This is a genomic window from Edaphobacter paludis, from assembly GCF_039993895.1.
GTDB classification, from domain to species: domain Bacteria; phylum Acidobacteriota; class Terriglobia; order Terriglobales; family Acidobacteriaceae; genus Edaphobacter; species Edaphobacter paludis.
Window position 1 is genome coordinate 58,000 of record NZ_CP121194.1, and the last position, 15,030, is coordinate 73,029.

Below are 15,030 nucleotides of genomic sequence, written 5' to 3' on the forward strand. Positions count from 1 at the left end.
CGAACATGTGAGGGTGCGTTTTGATTTTTTCCAAGGTACTACACCGCGGAAGACCAAGGACAGATAAGCGTTTCAGCCTGATTTAGCGGGGCCATCAGAGCTTCGCGAACTGGCGGCAACCGCTTCATAGCAGCTCGAGTGGGCCCTTTCGACCATTGAAAAACAGAAGGCCCGCCGGGGGAGAACCACGCTTCGAAAGGGAAACAAAATGAAAGACTTGCGCTTGGTTATCAAAGTATGTGAGGGCTGGGGGGGGCTTTGGCTTCGCACGGAATCATCGGATGGTGTCTATTGTGAGGGATGCGTACGCCACCTCTCCCGGTTTCCACCGCCGCGGGGAAGACACGCGGGCGGAAGAAAGCCGCGATTGGCACGGGTTTCGCGCTGCTCCGCAACAGCGGCAGCAGGCACCAATGGAGGTGCCCGATGAGCGCGGCCCTGGTAGTGCTCCCGATGGTCTGGGCGACGGCCCAGGTCGATGAAGCGGCCAAGAAGGGGATGGAGCGGAAGGCGGTGACCCGATCGCTGGCGTTCTATCGAAAGTACACCGAGGCCCTGCTGCGGCGGTACGCACATATGGCGATGGAAACGGGTAGGGTGCCGTCCCTCCTGGGAAGGGAGCTGTTTCGCGGCAAGGTAACCAACTACGTCGTCCGCGGCTTCGATGACGTCGTAATCTTCGTCCACGACGTGGAGCAATGCCTCCAGCGACTGGACGACGAAGAGCAGCAAATGATCGAGCGGATCGCCGTGCAGGAGTACACACTGGAGGAGGCGGCAGGCTTGATGTGCCTTCCTCTCTGGACCGTGAACCGGAGATATGGTGACGCTCTGGATATAGTGACGAGGATGTTCCTGGACCGGAAGATGCTTGAACCCGCGATTTGCTGTCAAGAGGCGCAAACCGTGGATATCTCGCTATATAACTGATTCAATTGTAGATAATAATTTTCCCAAAACTGCAAAACAGTTTCACCGCACTTGCTATTCTGGATAGGTAAGTGAGAACTGTGACGGGAGAGCGCCTGAGGGCTGCTCTCCCGTTTTGTTTTGGGGGGAACTTTGGGGGACAAGATGGAGCGGAAGAGAGTGGCTGGACGGTTTGTGGCGGAAGACAAAGGTGGAGTTGCCAGGAAGCGAGCGGCAACTCCTCGGGCAAAGGAAGGGAGCGTTCAGCAGGAGACAGTTTTGGTTAAGCCGGAGGGGCTCGGCCCCAAGAACGCTTCGCAGGCCCCGAAGCAGCGAAACAAAGGCCTGCTCGGCTCGCTGCTCGAGCGACTGAAGAAGTCACCGAAGACCTAAGGGCTGGGCTGGAGGTGCGGCGATTAGGAATTGGTTTTGCGTAAGGGCACGGCTTCAGCCGTGCCATAACTGTCTGGTCGTTCGTGGGGCTTTAGCCCCGAGGGCAGGTTTGGAGGAGGTGGCATGGAAGATGGGTTGGGACTTCATCGGAAGAGTACCGGCATTGCTTGCAGAACTGGCCTGACGCAGGGTTCGGCGGGAATGGAACTGCGAGCGATGGCGGTGGAGTTTCCGGTGGTGCATGGGCATCCGAACCGGCTGCCGTTTGAAGGCGTGCTGACGCTGGTGGACGTGGCCAGCGACAAGGCGCCCAGTGGAGCACGTGGGCATCGCGTGATCTTGACGCGAGCGGCGGCGGAGGCAGCCTTGCCCAGTCTGCTCGGCATGGCGGTCGACTACAAAGCCGGTTGGGATGGGCACGATGCGCGGCAGAAGTGCGGCATTATTACTGCCGCCGAGGTGGATGGCAAACGGCTGACCGTTGCGGGTTATCTGTTTGCCAGGGATTTTCCGGAGATGGAATCGAAGATCCAGATCGAGGGAACGATGGGAATGAGTTATGAACTTGCGGATGCGCATGTAGCAGATATGCGGTCGCAGGTCTGGACTTTGACTCGCGCCACCTTTACCGGGGCGGCGATTCTGCTGCGGGAGAAGGCCGCTTACCGGAGCACAAGTTTCCGCGTGAAGCGGCCAGTCGTTGCGCGGCGAGCGGGGTTGGCTCGTTAGTTGGGGGCCGGGGTGCCCACGTTCGATGTTGCGGACGTGGGGCACCCTGATTTTGTTTGAAAAAGGAGATGCGATGAGTTTTTTGGCTGTGCTCGAAGAGGTTGGCAAGGACTTTGAGAAGGGATTGATCTGGGCCGTAAAGTATGCGGTCCCGGTGGAGAAGCTGGTGGGCCTTCTGTTTCCACAGGCTGCTCCGGCAGTGGCTGCGGTTGCCGATGCAACCACATTGATACAAGGCGCAGTGCTGCTGGTCGAACAGAAGTATGCCGCCAGCGGTGCTCAGCACGGAACGGGAGCGCAGAAGCTGGCCGAGGTCATGGCACTGGCTGGATCAGCGGTAACGTCGCTGTTGCAGCAGGCCGGCATCCTGGCGACCACCGGATATGTGGAGAGCCTGGTCTCGGCCGTGGTCGGCGTGTTGAACGTCCAGGCTATGCCGGCGGCCAAGACTGCCGCTTGATGCTTTACACCGATCTGCGCGATTTACACCGACCAAAACAGGTGGTGGAAAAATCGATCTTCCAATGTTCATTGGCGTAATCGGTGTTAAGTAGTTCCTGCCTTACTCGTAACACAACTAAAGATTGAGGAGCGTATGGAGATGGAATTGAAAGACGAGTTGGGAGTGACCGTGGAGCGGCTCGCCGCTGCGGCTGGTTTGCTGGAGCAGGCGGTGGAGCGATTGGCGCAGCGCCAGAGCGACTCCGAGGAATCGATTGGACGCATCGTCGCCACAGTCGAGGCCCAGCGCGAGACAGAGCTTGAGGCGAAGCTCGCGGCTGCCGAGGCCGAGATCGCCGAGCTGCGGGCCGCGGCCGCTTCTGCAACTCATACAGTTACAAATGGACGGAAGACCCTGCCCATTGCCATGGCGAACCTGCTGGCAAAACAGGGCGTGACTGTCGATTCGATGGAGGCTGGCGCACTGGATGCTGCCCTTGTCAGTTTGAGCATGGAACAGCGCATCGCGGTGAAAGCTCAATTGATGCGGGCTGGCCTGCTGGGCTAGAGCAAAGACTTCGCCCGCAAATTTCGTGCGACGAACATCGATAGAACAACGGCGCGGCTTCGGCTGCGCCGTTCTTATTTGAAAGGGAGATTTGAGAATGAACGCAAAGTTTACTGAGATTCATGCAGCAGCCGACTACCTTGGACCTGGCGCGATTGAAGTTCCGATGTATCAGTCGGAGATCACCGACCTGGTGCAGCGACGCGGCGTCTTCGGTCGAAGGATCAAGCAGGTTCCTGCTACCGGACATCCATCGCGGTTCTTTGAAGAGACGTCGATTCCCTCGCCCACGGCGGCTTCAGGATTTGTCGACCCTCGCAACATTGTCGCGCCGCTGGTTAATCCCACGCGGCTTGAGCGCAGCGTTCCGCTGAAGGCCCTTGTCGCGCAGATCAACTACAACTTGTTCGACATCGAGCTTGGCCAGCAGCAGAGCCAGTTTGCCTATCTGCAAGCCAAGGACCTCGCCGATACCGTCGACGGCGTTCTTCGCACGCATGATGTCGCGCTGTGGAACGGCAACGATACGAGCCTGAGTGCGCCTACGACTGCGCAGTATTTCGGCGCGGCTGCGCAGATCGCCGCCGGCGGCAATACCACTACCATCGGCACGTCGCAGAGCATCGTCGATGGCTTCAAGTCCACGATCGCGCAGATGGTTTCGAACAGCTCCTACGGTGTTCGGCCGACCGCCATCTATGCCAATCCGGTGCTGCTCGACCTCATCGATCGCGAGATGAAGTCCGAGTTCAACGTTGTCCTCAATACGAAGGAGATCGCTGCCGGACTTTCCGTCAAGACTCTCTCGACACAGGCCGGCGACATTCCACTCATTCCCGAGTGGACGTTGAGCTACACCGGCACTCCTGGTAGCGGATCGGCTGTGCTGCCTGCTTACATCGTTACGGAAGACCTCATCGAGTATCACTGGCTGAGCGATCCCAATCCGCGCATCTTCCAGCTCGGCGTTCCGGGCTCGCTGGCCTCGCAGTATGTCGTTGTGAAGTTCGGCGGCCTTGTAGTGAAGGGCGCGAACTACGCCCACTATCAGGTGCTGGTCGACCGCTAGGACAGAAATCAGGGACTCGCAGGTAACTTGCAGGGGCCGGTGCATTTGTGTCGGTCCCTGTTTCTTTTTCGAGGGAGGTGGATGTGGGTTATTTATTGCCGGCGGAGTATGTGCAGTACGGGTTGACGGCGGAGACGACGGACAATTGGGTGACGATGGCGTCTGCGCTGATGGAAGCGTATTGCCGCCGTCCTAGCCTGATGGTGACGCAGTATGTGGAGCGGGTGCGGCTGACGGCAGGTGCGCAGACGGCGCGCCTGAGCTATCGTCCACTGGCTGCGGCGGCGGGTGCAACTTCGGCGCTGGTAGGCGTTAACGTGCGCTACGGACGGCCCCGACGAGGTGAGTTGCCGGATCCCTATCGCGAGCAGATTGCCTGGGCGTTCAGCGTGCCGGGAAGTTGGAATGCGTTAGACGTGGCCAGCGTGGATGTGAACGAGACGACGGCGGAGTTGACGTTCCCGATTAACTTTCTTGGGCTGAACTACAACGAAGTCGAGGTGACGTATACGTCGGGGCTCGTGACCATTCCGGATGCGGTGAAGGTGGCCTGCGTGCAGATTGTGAAGAATGCACAGGCGACTCCGGCGATGAATGTGAAGTCAAGCCGGATAGACACGATGCAGATGCAGTACTTCAGTGGGTCGTTGATCGATGCCCAGGTGCAGTTACTGCTGCGGCCTTATGTAGCCGAAAGGCTCGGGTGACGCGATGGCTGATCTGATAAGCAACCCGGATGCGGCGCTGCGGTTTGCGGAGACGTTGCTTCGCGGAGTGGGCGGCCGGTCTGTCGTGCTTCGCATGCCGGCTACGGCAAGCGCGGGTGATGTGACCGAGCAGTTGGGGCTGGCGGTGCCCCAGTTTCAGGATGTGGAACTTGCTCCCGTAGTCTTCCGTTCAGCGCGGGCGCGTGTCGTGGAGGGCAAGGCCGCGAGATGGGAGTTGCTGGTCTCTGGCTGCGCGGTGCAGGCGCTGACAGGGTCGTTGGGATTTGGCGCGGCGGAGTCGATGTTTGCTGCGGCGTTTGGCGTGTTGATCGATGGCGTGCTGATGACGGTGGAATCGGCCACGGCGGCGGAGGTAGAAGGCGCGGCTTATCTGTACCGGCTCGTATTGCACGCTCCCGTTGCGCAGGCGGTTTAGTCCGATTGACGAAATTGTATCGAGAAAGGTTACAGATTAATGCAGAACGCAAAAGATACGTTTTATACCACGCTGCGCGACCGGCTGGCGGCGGTAAACCCGGCGCGCACGATAGTCGTGAGAGGCGTGACCCGGCCGGCGGTGCTGGTCGAGGAGAACGAGCTGCCTTCTGATGCTGTGCCGGTCGATGCGTTTCGGCTGCGCTGGGTGGGGCTGAAAGCAGATCCGAATGGCGCGCAGCCGCTGGTGACGATGAGCTGCGAGATCCGCTACGCGACCGATGGGAACTCTGGCAATGGCGGCATGGATCGCGGGCGTCTGTTGGCTGGGATGGATGCGGAGCTCGCCTCGGCCGTGAGCGAACATCCTCGAAGTGCGGTGAAGATGAGTTATTCCGCTGCGCCGCCTGTGGCCATGGGTACGAATGTGTTCTGGGGTGACGTCGCATTCAGCGCGGCTGCAACGACAGGTGAGCGGCTGGAGCGGGTGGCTACGGTGGAAGTTTTTTGCTACCAGGAAGCGGGTGAGCTGTGAGTGGATTGGTTGATGCAGTAGCTCCGGTGACGCGGAGGGTAAGGGCATATTTTGCTCCGGTGAACCGCGCAGCAGGCGTGCCCGCGATCTTTGACGCGGCGCAGATGGGCAGCTTTGAACTGGACGTTCCAACAGCTCCGTGGGTGGATCTGGGATGGTGTTCGGGGTTCGCTCGGAAGTGCGCAACCAAGGTTGCGCCGCTGCGAACAGGCGCTCCGGCGGTGGTTCAGACACAGGTCCGGACAGAGCTCGAGGCCACCGTTTCGCTCGAGTTTGAGAGCTGGGGGAAGTTGCAGATGGCTCTCGCCGCTGGGTCGCAGCAGATGAATCTATTGGTGACGGCGGCAGGCGCGGCGGCCAATGGAAGTGGTGGCACCGCTGCTGCTCCGGTCCCGCTCGTTGCCGGATCTACAGCGGCTTCGCTGAATGTCGGCACGGCGTCTGGTTCTTTTAACGTCGGTGATTTGGTAGTTGTCGATGTGGACTATGCGGGGCAGGTTGGCTTTGTGGGCAGCGGAGTGAGCGCGGCATATGTCGCTTCGGCAACTGCGGTTAATGGAGATGTGAATTATGTGCGGCGCGTTTCGCTGAATGTTGCGCGAGTGATCGCGATTGCGAGCGGTGCGTTGCAGCTTGGCACGCCGCTGCTGGCGGGGGCTCCGGCAGCGGGTATGCAGGTGAGCAAGCTGGTTGGGTTTGTCGATCGCGAGGGCGGCGGATGGTTTCAGGAGTGGTCTGCGCTGTTTGTCCTGGAGGGAGAGCAGGGCGACCGGGTGATCTATCACTATCCGCGGTTGCAGGCGATGCAGGGATCTGCGGAGTCCATGGTGGCATTGGCAGCGCCGCTGGAGCGAGTAAGGCTGGCGGGGGCATTTCGCGCGCTGCCGGTGAAGGATGCTAACGACGGCGAGACGGTGGTTTGTTTCCGGAGCTATCTGCCGGGAGCGATGCGAGCGGTTTAGACAAAGGATTAGTATCGATCAAAAACGAGAGCCGATCGCGATGGGCACGGCGAAGCGCGGATCAGGAACAGACAACGGCACGAACGAATTACAGAGGTCTCTCGACAGCGCCCTTTGGGCCTTCGTCGAGATGACGTGTCTGTCAGGATGAGGAGGACGGGGATGGTTTGGAAGCTTAGACGATGGACGTTGGTGGGGATGCTGCTGGCGGTGATGACTGTGAGTGCAGCCGCGCAGATTGCTACCACTTCGGTTACAGATACAGTTTACCGTGCGGATGGAACGGCGGCCACAGGCACAGTGCTTGTGAGTTGGCAGGCGTTTACGACTGCGTTGGGACAATCGGTGCCGAGTGGAAGCGCGTCTGCGACGATTGCAAGCGGTGGTGTGATGAGCATTGCGCTGGTTCCCAATGCCGGAGCTACGCCGATGGGGAGTTACTACACGGCGGTGTATCACCTGGATGACGGGACGGTGAGCCGTGAGTTCTGGGTGGTTCCGGCTAGCCAGACGCCGGTGCAGGTCAGCGCGATCAAAAATTCCGTGTTGCCGACTTCGGTGGCGATGCAGACCGTGAGCAAGAGCTACGTGGACACGGCGATTGCAACTGCGGTAGCGGGACATCCGCTGGATAGCACCAATCCGTATGTTTTGAAGAGCGGAGATACGATGGCGGGTCCGCTGGTGCTGCCCGGCGATCCCGTAACGGCTACGCAGGCCGCCGACAAGCATTATGTGGATGCGAGTATCGCCGGAGTTGCAGGTGGACTGGGGCAGAAGGTCTCGGAGTTGCCAGCCGGGTCGCAGATCATCTCTCAGCCCGTCGGCACAAATCTGGATGTTAACAAACTGAATGGCGTGGTCTATGCCAGCCAGTATGTGAACGGACAGGGAAACAACGGCATCGCAAATTCGCTGGCCAGTTCGGACTGTGCGAACGGCTGCGATATCAATATCGAACCGAGCTATGCTTCCACTGAAAACTACACGCCTTCAACATGGAACAGCAGTATCGGTGGCGGGACACATATTGGGGACCAAAGGAACGGTGCGCGACGAGATAGCTATTTCAATCCGGTAAACATGTTGGGGCCTGGCCTCGATGCGGGGCAGGTGCTGGATGTTCAATCGACACGGAGCGCGGCAAGCGTCTTTCAAAACGAACGAGCTGAAGAGCCCAGCTCCTTTGGACTGATGATTTCCCACGAGGGCCTTACTGGCGGGTCGAACCTGTTTCCAGCATCGATTGAGAGCACACCCTATTTCAAGAGCAATTACGCGGCACTGTCGGTGACGGGAACATACAACACGATGGGGCAGCATGTTCTTGCGCCGAAGCAGATCAACTGTTTCGGCGTTGGAGATTGCCTGATCGGCTCGCAATTTATTTTGGCTTCGGGCGGCTTTCGCGATGAGGCGGATGAGGGAGCGCACCCGATGGACCTGCAGATACAGGAAGATACGCGGGTGTTTCAGGGCACATGCAGCTCGGGTTGCACGACGGGATCGACGACGGTTGCGGTGGCAGTGACCTCTTCGCCGGGCACGCAGGGAGAAGGACGATACCTGATCGACAAGAATCCGGCGGATGTCATGACGGCGGGATCTCTGACGAGCGGAACTCCGACAGTGGCGGGGACGCCGGGAGCCACGGCGAGCTTTAGCGGAACGAACTTTCCGGTGAGCGTCTTCTTTGAGACGGCGCAAATGATTCCATCGCAGGCGAACAACGTCGCTCCGGGAACGGTGACCGTAACGCTGGCGACGAGCGGCGTAGTTGCGGGTTTTGCGACGAATACGTCGGTGGCCCCCAGTCAGAGCGGCGTGGCCTGTGTCGTGGACCAGCCGTTCAGCACCGCTCCCCACAACTACGAGATGGGGAACTACACGGTGATCGATGGCACACATCTGCAGATGACACTGAACAAACCGCACCGCGCCGGGGCGACGATTGCGATGGGCGGGCTATGCGGCTATGGGCTGGAGCAGACGGTGGATACGGCCAATGGTATTCGACAGGTGTTCCCTGTGATTGGGTCCTACTCGCCGACTGGCCTCTATTATGCCGGTGGGTTGACGACGATTGTAGGCATCAGCGGCCTCACCAGCGGTTTTTTGAATCTGAGCGCCTCGATTGCCTCGATCACGCGCAACAACAATGTAGTAACGGTAACGACGGCGGGAAATCTGCCGGTCGATGTGAATAAGCTGACGCTGACGGTCTCCGGAGTGGCGGACTCGAGCTACAACGGCAGTTTCCCGGTGACAACGACCGGAGCGAACACGTTGACCTATGCCAATGCAGGCGCAAACAGCACCAGCACCGGAGGCACGGTGGCTATACTGACTGGCGGCTATGCCCTCTATCCCATGGCGGAGGTGCTGGGCGTATTCGATGCAGCGACCAAGACGATAGACGGACAACTGACATTGGCGCCGAACACGGTGCCCTGGGCGGTGAACGATCCGGTAGAAGAGCCGCATTACTACCAGGAGAAGGTAGCTGCCGACGCTACCTATGTGGGGCAGACGATGCCGCGACCGCTACTCAGTCAGGAAGCCGGGATTCAATATCAGTTGGGGGCCGGGCCCGGATTGTCGGGTTGGTCGATCAGCAATATGGTGCCGGTCTCGAACTACCTGGGCAACGGAGGAACCCATACGATGCCTTTTGCGGCCTATCTAGCGAAGGGCATCTGGCAGACGACCATGGATGCACAGGCTGGGGACAGCAGCGTATTCGCAATCCACTGCAACTCGCATGGCTGCGGAAGGTGGAACTCGATCTACAACCTGTTTCAACTGGACAGCGCTGCCAGCGTCGACACCATCAGCTTTCAGCCGTTGACCAGCGCGTTGACGATGACGCTGCGCGGGACGAGCTATGGATTCACGCCACAGGCATTGACCGCGGGAACCGTGAATGCGACGACCGTGAATGCAACGACGCTGAATGGAACCGTAAATGCGATGCAGGTAAGCGGAACCCTCGGTGCTTCACAGTTGCCGGTATTCGGAGCCTCCGGTAGCGGGCACGCGGCGGGCGCGGTGCCTGACCCTGGCGCTGCGGCAGGGTCGACGCGCTATCTGCGGGAGGATGGAACCTGGGCGGCTGTGAGCGGGGCCAACAGCGGCATGGCTGGCCAGCTCTCGGCCAATCTGCTCGCGCGCTATGCGCTGACCGATGGCAGCGGAGCGCCACAGGATACAAGTGGCAACGGCAACAACGCAACGCTTCCGGGCGGAACGGCGAACCCGGCGTGGACGTCGCAGGGAATCTCCTGCAATGGCACTTCGCAGTACTTCGGCGCGACTGGCACCAAGACAGCAAGGACGTTCGTATGGGCATCGACGTTGACTCCGCAGCTCAATGCGGCTCTCCCGGCAGGGGCGCAGTTTGTCTCGGCGTTTGGTGTGCCGGACCTGAGTGTTGTGTTTGGCGGCAGCTACTATGGGCATCATCCGGCAGTAGCCCATGCCGGAACCTACGGCGATATGAGTAACGACACGCTGCAGGGCACGCACACCTTTGCCCTGACGTTGGGAACGAATAGTTCTACGGACCCCAATGTGTTCTATATCGACGGCATGCCGACTACTTATATCTCCTCTCGTGCGGCGGCTGCGGCACTGGCCACCGCAGACTACCAGGTATGCGGAATGAATTCCGGGTACTCCACTTATTTCGGCGGAAATTTTTATTACTTTGAAGCGTTCTCCGACGAGAAGACACCAACGCAGATTCAGCAGGAGACCGCCGCGGTGACGCAGGTGGTCAAGAGTCGCGGGGTTGCGTACAACACCGTTCCCAGCGCCGCGACCAAGGATCTGTATATCGCCGTGGGCGATTCGCTGACGAACGGTGAAGGGGTCAATCCTTCAAGCCAGTACATCGCGCCAACGGACTCGTTCGACGTGCTGAACTATGGGCTGGGTAACTCCGATAGCGATGACCTGTTCGAGCTGTTCGATGCCCGGGAGGCGCCGCTGTACCGGCACAACGCGGGCAGGAACGTGATCCGGCTGTGGGTGGGAACCAACGATGTGAGTACGCGAGGCAGAACGCCGCAACAGGCGCTCGACGGCATTCGCGCGTATTGCAGAAAGGCGAAGGCAGTAGGATTTCAGACCATCGTCTCGGACATGATTAGCCGGACGGGTAACGACAACAATATGCTGGCGCTGGATACATTGCTGACAACGCAGGATACAGGATGCGACCTGATGCTCGACCTGGCATCGGATGCACGCATTGGAGCGGTGGGCGCGAATACAAACGCGTCTTACTTCCAGAGCGATAACACTCATCTGAACCAGGCTGGCCAACAGAACATCGTTGCACCGGCGGAGACGCGGGCAATCAACCTGCTGTCCCATCTGAAGGGAACGCAGACCAGCCCAACGGTGACGGCGGCAATCTACACGATGGCGGACTATGACCTGTATCTTCCGGTAAGTCCTGCGGCGAACTCTGTCGCGGTAACGCTGCCGGACTGCAACTACTTTACCGGCATGACGCACTCGATCAAGAACGTACAGACGACGGGCGCTAATGCGGTTACGGTGGTTCCGGCAGTAGGCCAGTTGGTCGACGGGTCAGGATCTGCCGTGGCAATTGCGAACGGAGCGACGCTGGTTCTGCGGCCGGTGGTGCTGAATCGTACGACTGCGGGGTGCAGTTGGCTGAAGGTCAGCAATAACTAAGTTACGAGACGCGGCTTCATGCGAGGCCGCGTCTCGCTTTGTCTGGGGGGACAAATGTGGAGATGGGTGGGATGACCGAGGAGCAGTGGAGCGTAGAGGATTTGCTGAAGTATGGCAGGGAGATGAACGAGCAGCCTGAGAAGATATTTGAAATCGCGGGGAAGCTACTGAAGGTGCGGGACCGGGAGGGGGTGGAGCGGCCGCTGTTGCCGAATGCAGTGCAGGAGGAGTTTGAGCGCAATCGTGGGCAGCGGAATATCGTGTTGAAGGCGCGGCAGATGGGCATCACAACCTGGGTGGCGGCGCGCTTCTTTTTGAAGACGATCACTACTCGCGGCGTGATGACGGTACAGGTGGCGCATACCCAGGGAGCGGCGGAGGGGATCTTCCGCATGGTGCAGCGTTTCTGGGAGTGTCTGCCGGAGAAGCTGCGCGAGGGGCCGCTGAAGCGCAGCAGGGCGAACTCGGGGCAGATGCGCTTTGCCGCGCTGGACAGCGAGTTTCGCGTGTTGAGCGCGGGCGATGAGGGCGCGGGGCGCGGCCTGACCATGCAGAACCTGCATTGCAGCGAGGTGAGCCGATGGCCCCGCGCGGCAGGGGAGACGCTGGCGGGGCTGCGCGCGGCGCTCGCTCCGGGCGGCGAGCTGGTGATGGAGTCCACGCCCAACGGAGCTTATGGCTGCTTCTATGAAGAGTGGGGGCGGGCGGGTTCGAACGGCGTGGTGCGGCATTTCTTTCCCTGGTGGCTGGAGAAGGATTATGTATCTTCTGCGGTTACAGAATTTACCGAGGAAGAGCAGGCGCTGATGCTGGCGCATGAGTTGACGCCGGAGCAGATCGGCTTTCGGCGCGGACTGGAGGCGAACTATCACGGACTGCGTTCGCAGGAGTTCGCGGAAGATTCAGAGACCTGCTTCAAGGCCACGGGCGATTGCTGCTTTGAGGCTCCGGCGGTGGAGGCGCGGCTGGCCCAGCTGGACGAGCCGACGGAGATGCGACACAACGGAGCGTTGCAGGTGTGGCTGCCTGCAATACCGGGCAGGAAATATCTGGTGGCGGCCGATCCGGCGGGGGGCGGCATGGACGGTGACTTCGCCGTGGTGCAGGTCATCGATATGGAGTCGGGCATGCAGTGCGCAGAGTTGCAGCAGCGGCTGGCTCCGCTGGACCTGGCAAAGGCAGCAGCCAAGCTGGCCCGGGAGTACAACGGTGCGATGATCGCGGTGGAGCGCAACAATCATGGCCATGCAGTGCTCGCCTTTCTAAGTACGGTAGAGCACTATGCCTATGTGTATGGCCAGGGTGGCGACGCGGGATGGCTTACCTCGGCGGGCAGCAAGCCGGGCATGGTCAGCCGGATGGGTGCGCTGCTGGTGGAGTCGCCGTTGATGTTCTCCAGCAGGAGATTGCTGGCGGAGTGTCGTACCTATATCTCGCTGCCCGGAGGCGGGACCGGCGCAGCCAACGGAGCGCATGACGATTGCGTGATGGCGATGGCGATCGCGCAGGCGGTACGCGCTGAAATGATTGTGAAGATGAAGAAGAGATAGTGTCCTGCCGGACGGGCCTCCTGCGCGGAGGGCGGTCACTTCGTGACTTGTATACCTTTTCTGGGCGAGGAAAAGGTACGGGGCCTCCCGTTGGTCGGCAACGATACTTGATCCCGACCAACGGGAGGGCCACCCGAAGGCGTACACGAGTCACGAAGTGACCGCGCAGCGGGCCCTGTCCGGCAGGACACGGGGTTTATCCTGTTGCCCAGGGGTAAACGGCTTGGCGGTTCTGGCGGTGCAGGCGATTCGAAGGATGCGGGGCGGGGCGCAGAGCCAGTTGATGCTGGGGGCCGACGGCAAGCTGTGGGTGGTGAAGTTTCAGAACAATCCGCAGCACCTGCGCGTGCTGGCGAATGAGCTGATTGCTACTCGTCTGGCGGCGGCGGTGGGCCTGACCGTCCCTGTGAGTGATGTCGTTGAAGTAACGGAATGGCTGGTGGCGAACACGCTCGACATGCAGGTGGAGCTGGGACACAGCGTCCGCTATAAATATGTTGCCGGGTTGCAGTTTGGGTCGCAGTTCGTGGGCGGCCTGATGCCGGGGCAGGTGGTGGACTATCTGCCCGAGCAGCAGTTGGATGAGGTGAGGAACCTGGCGGAGTTTGCCGGAATGCTCTGCATCGATAAGTGGGCGGGCAACTGCAATGGGCGGCAGGCAGTGTTTGAACGCAAGCCGCGAGAACGGAAGTATCGAGCAACGTTTATCGATCAGGGCTTCTGCTTCAACGCGGGCGAGTGGACGTTTCCCGATTCACCGCTGCGTGGCGTCTATCAGCGCAACAAGGTGTATGCGCGGGTGACCGGCTGGGAGAGCTTTGAGCCGTGGCTGAGCTGTGTGGAGGCGATGGACGCAGGCGTGCTGTGGGAGATTGCGGAGGCGGTTCCTCCGGAGTGGTACGGCGGAGATACGGCTGTGATCGAGCGGTTGATGGAGCAGATGCTGACGCGGCGGTCGCGGGTGCGAGAGTTGATTGCGTCATTTCGGGATTCGAATCGGGAGCCGTTCCCAATGTGGGATACAGGGAAGCGGATTGTTGTGCCGAGGCAGTTCGCGGAGATGAGTGGAGCGGGTAAGTTTGTGATGTAGTGGATTGGTTGATGGATTGCTAATGGTTTAAAGAGGAGACGGTCTTGAAGGAACGGTTGCCGTGCGAGTTCTTCCTGATCCGGTATGTGCCGGATGTGGTGAAGGGCGAGTTTACGAACATCGGGGTTGTGCTGCGAGAGGCCGGAGACGTTGCGTCCGATGCAGCGAAGCCCGAGCACGCGGTGGTACGTTTTACGCGGGACTGGAGCCGCGTGCGGTGCATGGATGCGGATGCCGACATCGGCCTGCTGGAGGCGTTGGAGGGTGAGATCGCGGAGCGGTTGCGAATGAGCGCAACCGATCCGAAGCCGGTGCTGGCTTTGCTGGAAGACACGCTTTCGAATTCGGTGCAGATCTCGCCGCCGCGGGCTTCGCTGGCCGAGAGTATGGCAGCGGAGATGGAACAGTTGATGCGCATGTATGTCGAGCCGCTGAAGATTAAGGTTGAGCGTCGTCGAACGGGGCGCGCAGCCATCGCCGGAGCGATGCGGACGGAGTTTGAGCGCGCCAGGGTTTGGGCCCTGATGCGGAAGCGAATTGCGGCTTCGCTCTATACGCGGCCCGGCGATCCGATGAAGATCGACTGCGGCTATCGACCGAATGGTGTGATTCGAATGTTTCAGGCTGTGTCGCTCGAAGGCGATGTGGAGGCGGCCAAGGGGTTGGCTTATTCGGCTCCGCAGTTGCGCGAGGGCGTGCTTCGGGTGGAGAGCGCAAAGCTGGAGTTGACGGCGGTGGTCGAGCCTTTGCGGTCGGTGTCGGATATTGAGGACGAGGCGATGGAGCGGTACCGGTTCGGCGTCGAGGCGATGGAGCGACAGGAGATTCGCGTGGTGACGGTAAGCGATCTGGCGCGGGTGGCGGAGACGGCGCGGGTGGAGTTGCGGGTTTGAGTTTAGAGGAGAGTTAGAAGTTAAGCGCTGAGTTTTGATTTGAGG

At 60.1% G+C, this 15,030-nt stretch carries 14 protein-coding genes; all 14 read left to right on the forward strand.

What is annotated here, in order from left to right; translation table 11 throughout:
- Positions 1 to 300 precede the first annotated feature (300 nt).
- The 14 genes from P4G45_RS00225 (at position 301) to P4G45_RS00290 (ending at position 14,985) form a co-directional block, all read left to right on the forward strand.
- A complete protein-coding gene (locus P4G45_RS00225) occupies positions 301 to 930 on the forward strand; it encodes a hypothetical protein (protein ID WP_348267687.1) in 630 nt (209 codons plus the stop codon).
- Positions 931 to 1,074: 144 nt separating this feature from the next.
- The gene (locus tag P4G45_RS00230) at positions 1,075 to 1,302 is read left to right on the forward strand and encodes a hypothetical protein (RefSeq protein WP_348267688.1); all 228 of its coding nucleotides are present in this window, start codon (positions 1,075 to 1,077) and stop codon (positions 1,300 to 1,302) included.
- 123 nt (positions 1,303 to 1,425) lie between these two features.
- A complete protein-coding gene (locus P4G45_RS00235; protein WP_348267689.1) occupies positions 1,426 to 2,031 on the forward strand; it encodes a hypothetical protein in 606 nt (201 codons plus the stop codon).
- 73 nt (positions 2,032 to 2,104) lie between these two features.
- Positions 2,105 to 2,491: a hypothetical protein gene (locus P4G45_RS00240; protein ID WP_348267690.1), complete on the forward strand. Its 387-nt coding sequence runs from the start codon at positions 2,105 to 2,107 to the stop codon at positions 2,489 to 2,491.
- Positions 2,492 to 2,632: 141 nt separating this feature from the next.
- Positions 2,633 to 3,040, forward strand: a complete 408-nt coding sequence (locus tag P4G45_RS00245) for a hypothetical protein (protein WP_348267691.1) — start codon at positions 2,633 to 2,635, stop codon at positions 3,038 to 3,040.
- Positions 3,041 to 3,137: 97 nt separating this feature from the next.
- Positions 3,138 to 4,109, forward strand: coding sequence for a hypothetical protein (locus P4G45_RS00250; RefSeq protein ID WP_348267692.1), 972 nt, complete (start codon positions 3,138 to 3,140; stop codon positions 4,107 to 4,109).
- Positions 4,110 to 4,192: 83 nt separating this feature from the next.
- Complete coding sequence (locus tag P4G45_RS00255) at positions 4,193 to 4,816, forward strand: hypothetical protein (RefSeq protein WP_348267693.1); 624 nt, start codon at positions 4,193 to 4,195, stop codon at positions 4,814 to 4,816.
- A gap of 4 nt (positions 4,817 to 4,820) precedes the next feature.
- The gene (locus P4G45_RS00260) at positions 4,821 to 5,252 is read left to right on the forward strand and encodes a hypothetical protein (RefSeq protein WP_348267694.1); all 432 of its coding nucleotides are present in this window, start codon (positions 4,821 to 4,823) and stop codon (positions 5,250 to 5,252) included.
- Between the two features lie 39 nt (positions 5,253 to 5,291).
- A complete protein-coding gene (locus tag P4G45_RS00265) occupies positions 5,292 to 5,786 on the forward strand; it encodes a hypothetical protein (RefSeq protein ID WP_348267695.1) in 495 nt (164 codons plus the stop codon).
- A complete protein-coding gene (locus tag P4G45_RS00270) occupies positions 5,783 to 6,748 on the forward strand; it encodes a hypothetical protein (protein ID WP_348267696.1) in 966 nt (321 codons plus the stop codon). The genes P4G45_RS00265 and P4G45_RS00270 overlap by 4 nt, the downstream gene beginning before the upstream one ends.
- 162 nt (positions 6,749 to 6,910) lie before the next feature.
- Positions 6,911 to 11,452 carry an SGNH/GDSL hydrolase family protein gene (locus P4G45_RS00275; protein ID WP_348267697.1) on the forward strand — a complete coding sequence of 1,514 codons (4,542 nt, stop codon included), beginning with the start codon at positions 6,911 to 6,913 and terminating at the stop codon, positions 11,450 to 11,452.
- 71 nt (positions 11,453 to 11,523) lie between these two features.
- The gene (locus P4G45_RS00280) at positions 11,524 to 13,002 is read left to right on the forward strand and encodes a terminase (protein ID WP_348267698.1); all 1,479 of its coding nucleotides are present in this window, start codon (positions 11,524 to 11,526) and stop codon (positions 13,000 to 13,002) included.
- A gap of 223 nt (positions 13,003 to 13,225) precedes the next feature.
- A complete protein-coding gene (locus tag P4G45_RS00285; RefSeq protein ID WP_348267699.1) occupies positions 13,226 to 14,092 on the forward strand; it encodes a HipA family kinase in 867 nt (288 codons plus the stop codon).
- A 44-nt stretch (positions 14,093 to 14,136) separates the two neighbouring features.
- A complete protein-coding gene (locus tag P4G45_RS00290; RefSeq protein ID WP_348267700.1) occupies positions 14,137 to 14,985 on the forward strand; it encodes a DUF3037 domain-containing protein in 849 nt (282 codons plus the stop codon).
- Positions 14,986 to 15,030 lie beyond the last annotated feature (45 nt).

Excerpts from the sequence above, each read along its gene's own strand:
- P4G45_RS00240 (WP_348267690.1), top strand. The coding sequence starts at position 2,105 with ATGAGTTTTTTGGCTGTGCTCGAAGAGGTTGGCAAGGACTTTGAGAAG.
- P4G45_RS00225 (WP_348267687.1), top strand. The coding sequence starts at position 301 with ATGCGTACGCCACCTCTCCCGGTTTCCACCGCCGCGGGGAAGACACGC.
- P4G45_RS00250 (WP_348267692.1), top strand. The coding sequence starts at position 3,138 with ATGAACGCAAAGTTTACTGAGATTCATGCAGCAGCCGACTACCTTGGA.
- P4G45_RS00275 (WP_348267697.1), top strand. The coding sequence starts at position 6,911 with ATGGTTTGGAAGCTTAGACGATGGACGTTGGTGGGGATGCTGCTGGCG.
- P4G45_RS00260 (WP_348267694.1), top strand. The coding sequence starts at position 4,821 with ATGGCTGATCTGATAAGCAACCCGGATGCGGCGCTGCGGTTTGCGGAG.
- P4G45_RS00280 (WP_348267698.1), top strand. The coding sequence starts at position 11,524 with ATGACCGAGGAGCAGTGGAGCGTAGAGGATTTGCTGAAGTATGGCAGG.
- P4G45_RS00265 (WP_348267695.1), top strand. The coding sequence starts at position 5,292 with ATGCAGAACGCAAAAGATACGTTTTATACCACGCTGCGCGACCGGCTG.
- P4G45_RS00230 (WP_348267688.1), top strand. The coding sequence starts at position 1,075 with ATGGAGCGGAAGAGAGTGGCTGGACGGTTTGTGGCGGAAGACAAAGGT.
- P4G45_RS00235 (WP_348267689.1), top strand. The coding sequence starts at position 1,426 with ATGGAAGATGGGTTGGGACTTCATCGGAAGAGTACCGGCATTGCTTGC.
- P4G45_RS00245 (WP_348267691.1), top strand. The coding sequence starts at position 2,633 with ATGGAATTGAAAGACGAGTTGGGAGTGACCGTGGAGCGGCTCGCCGCT.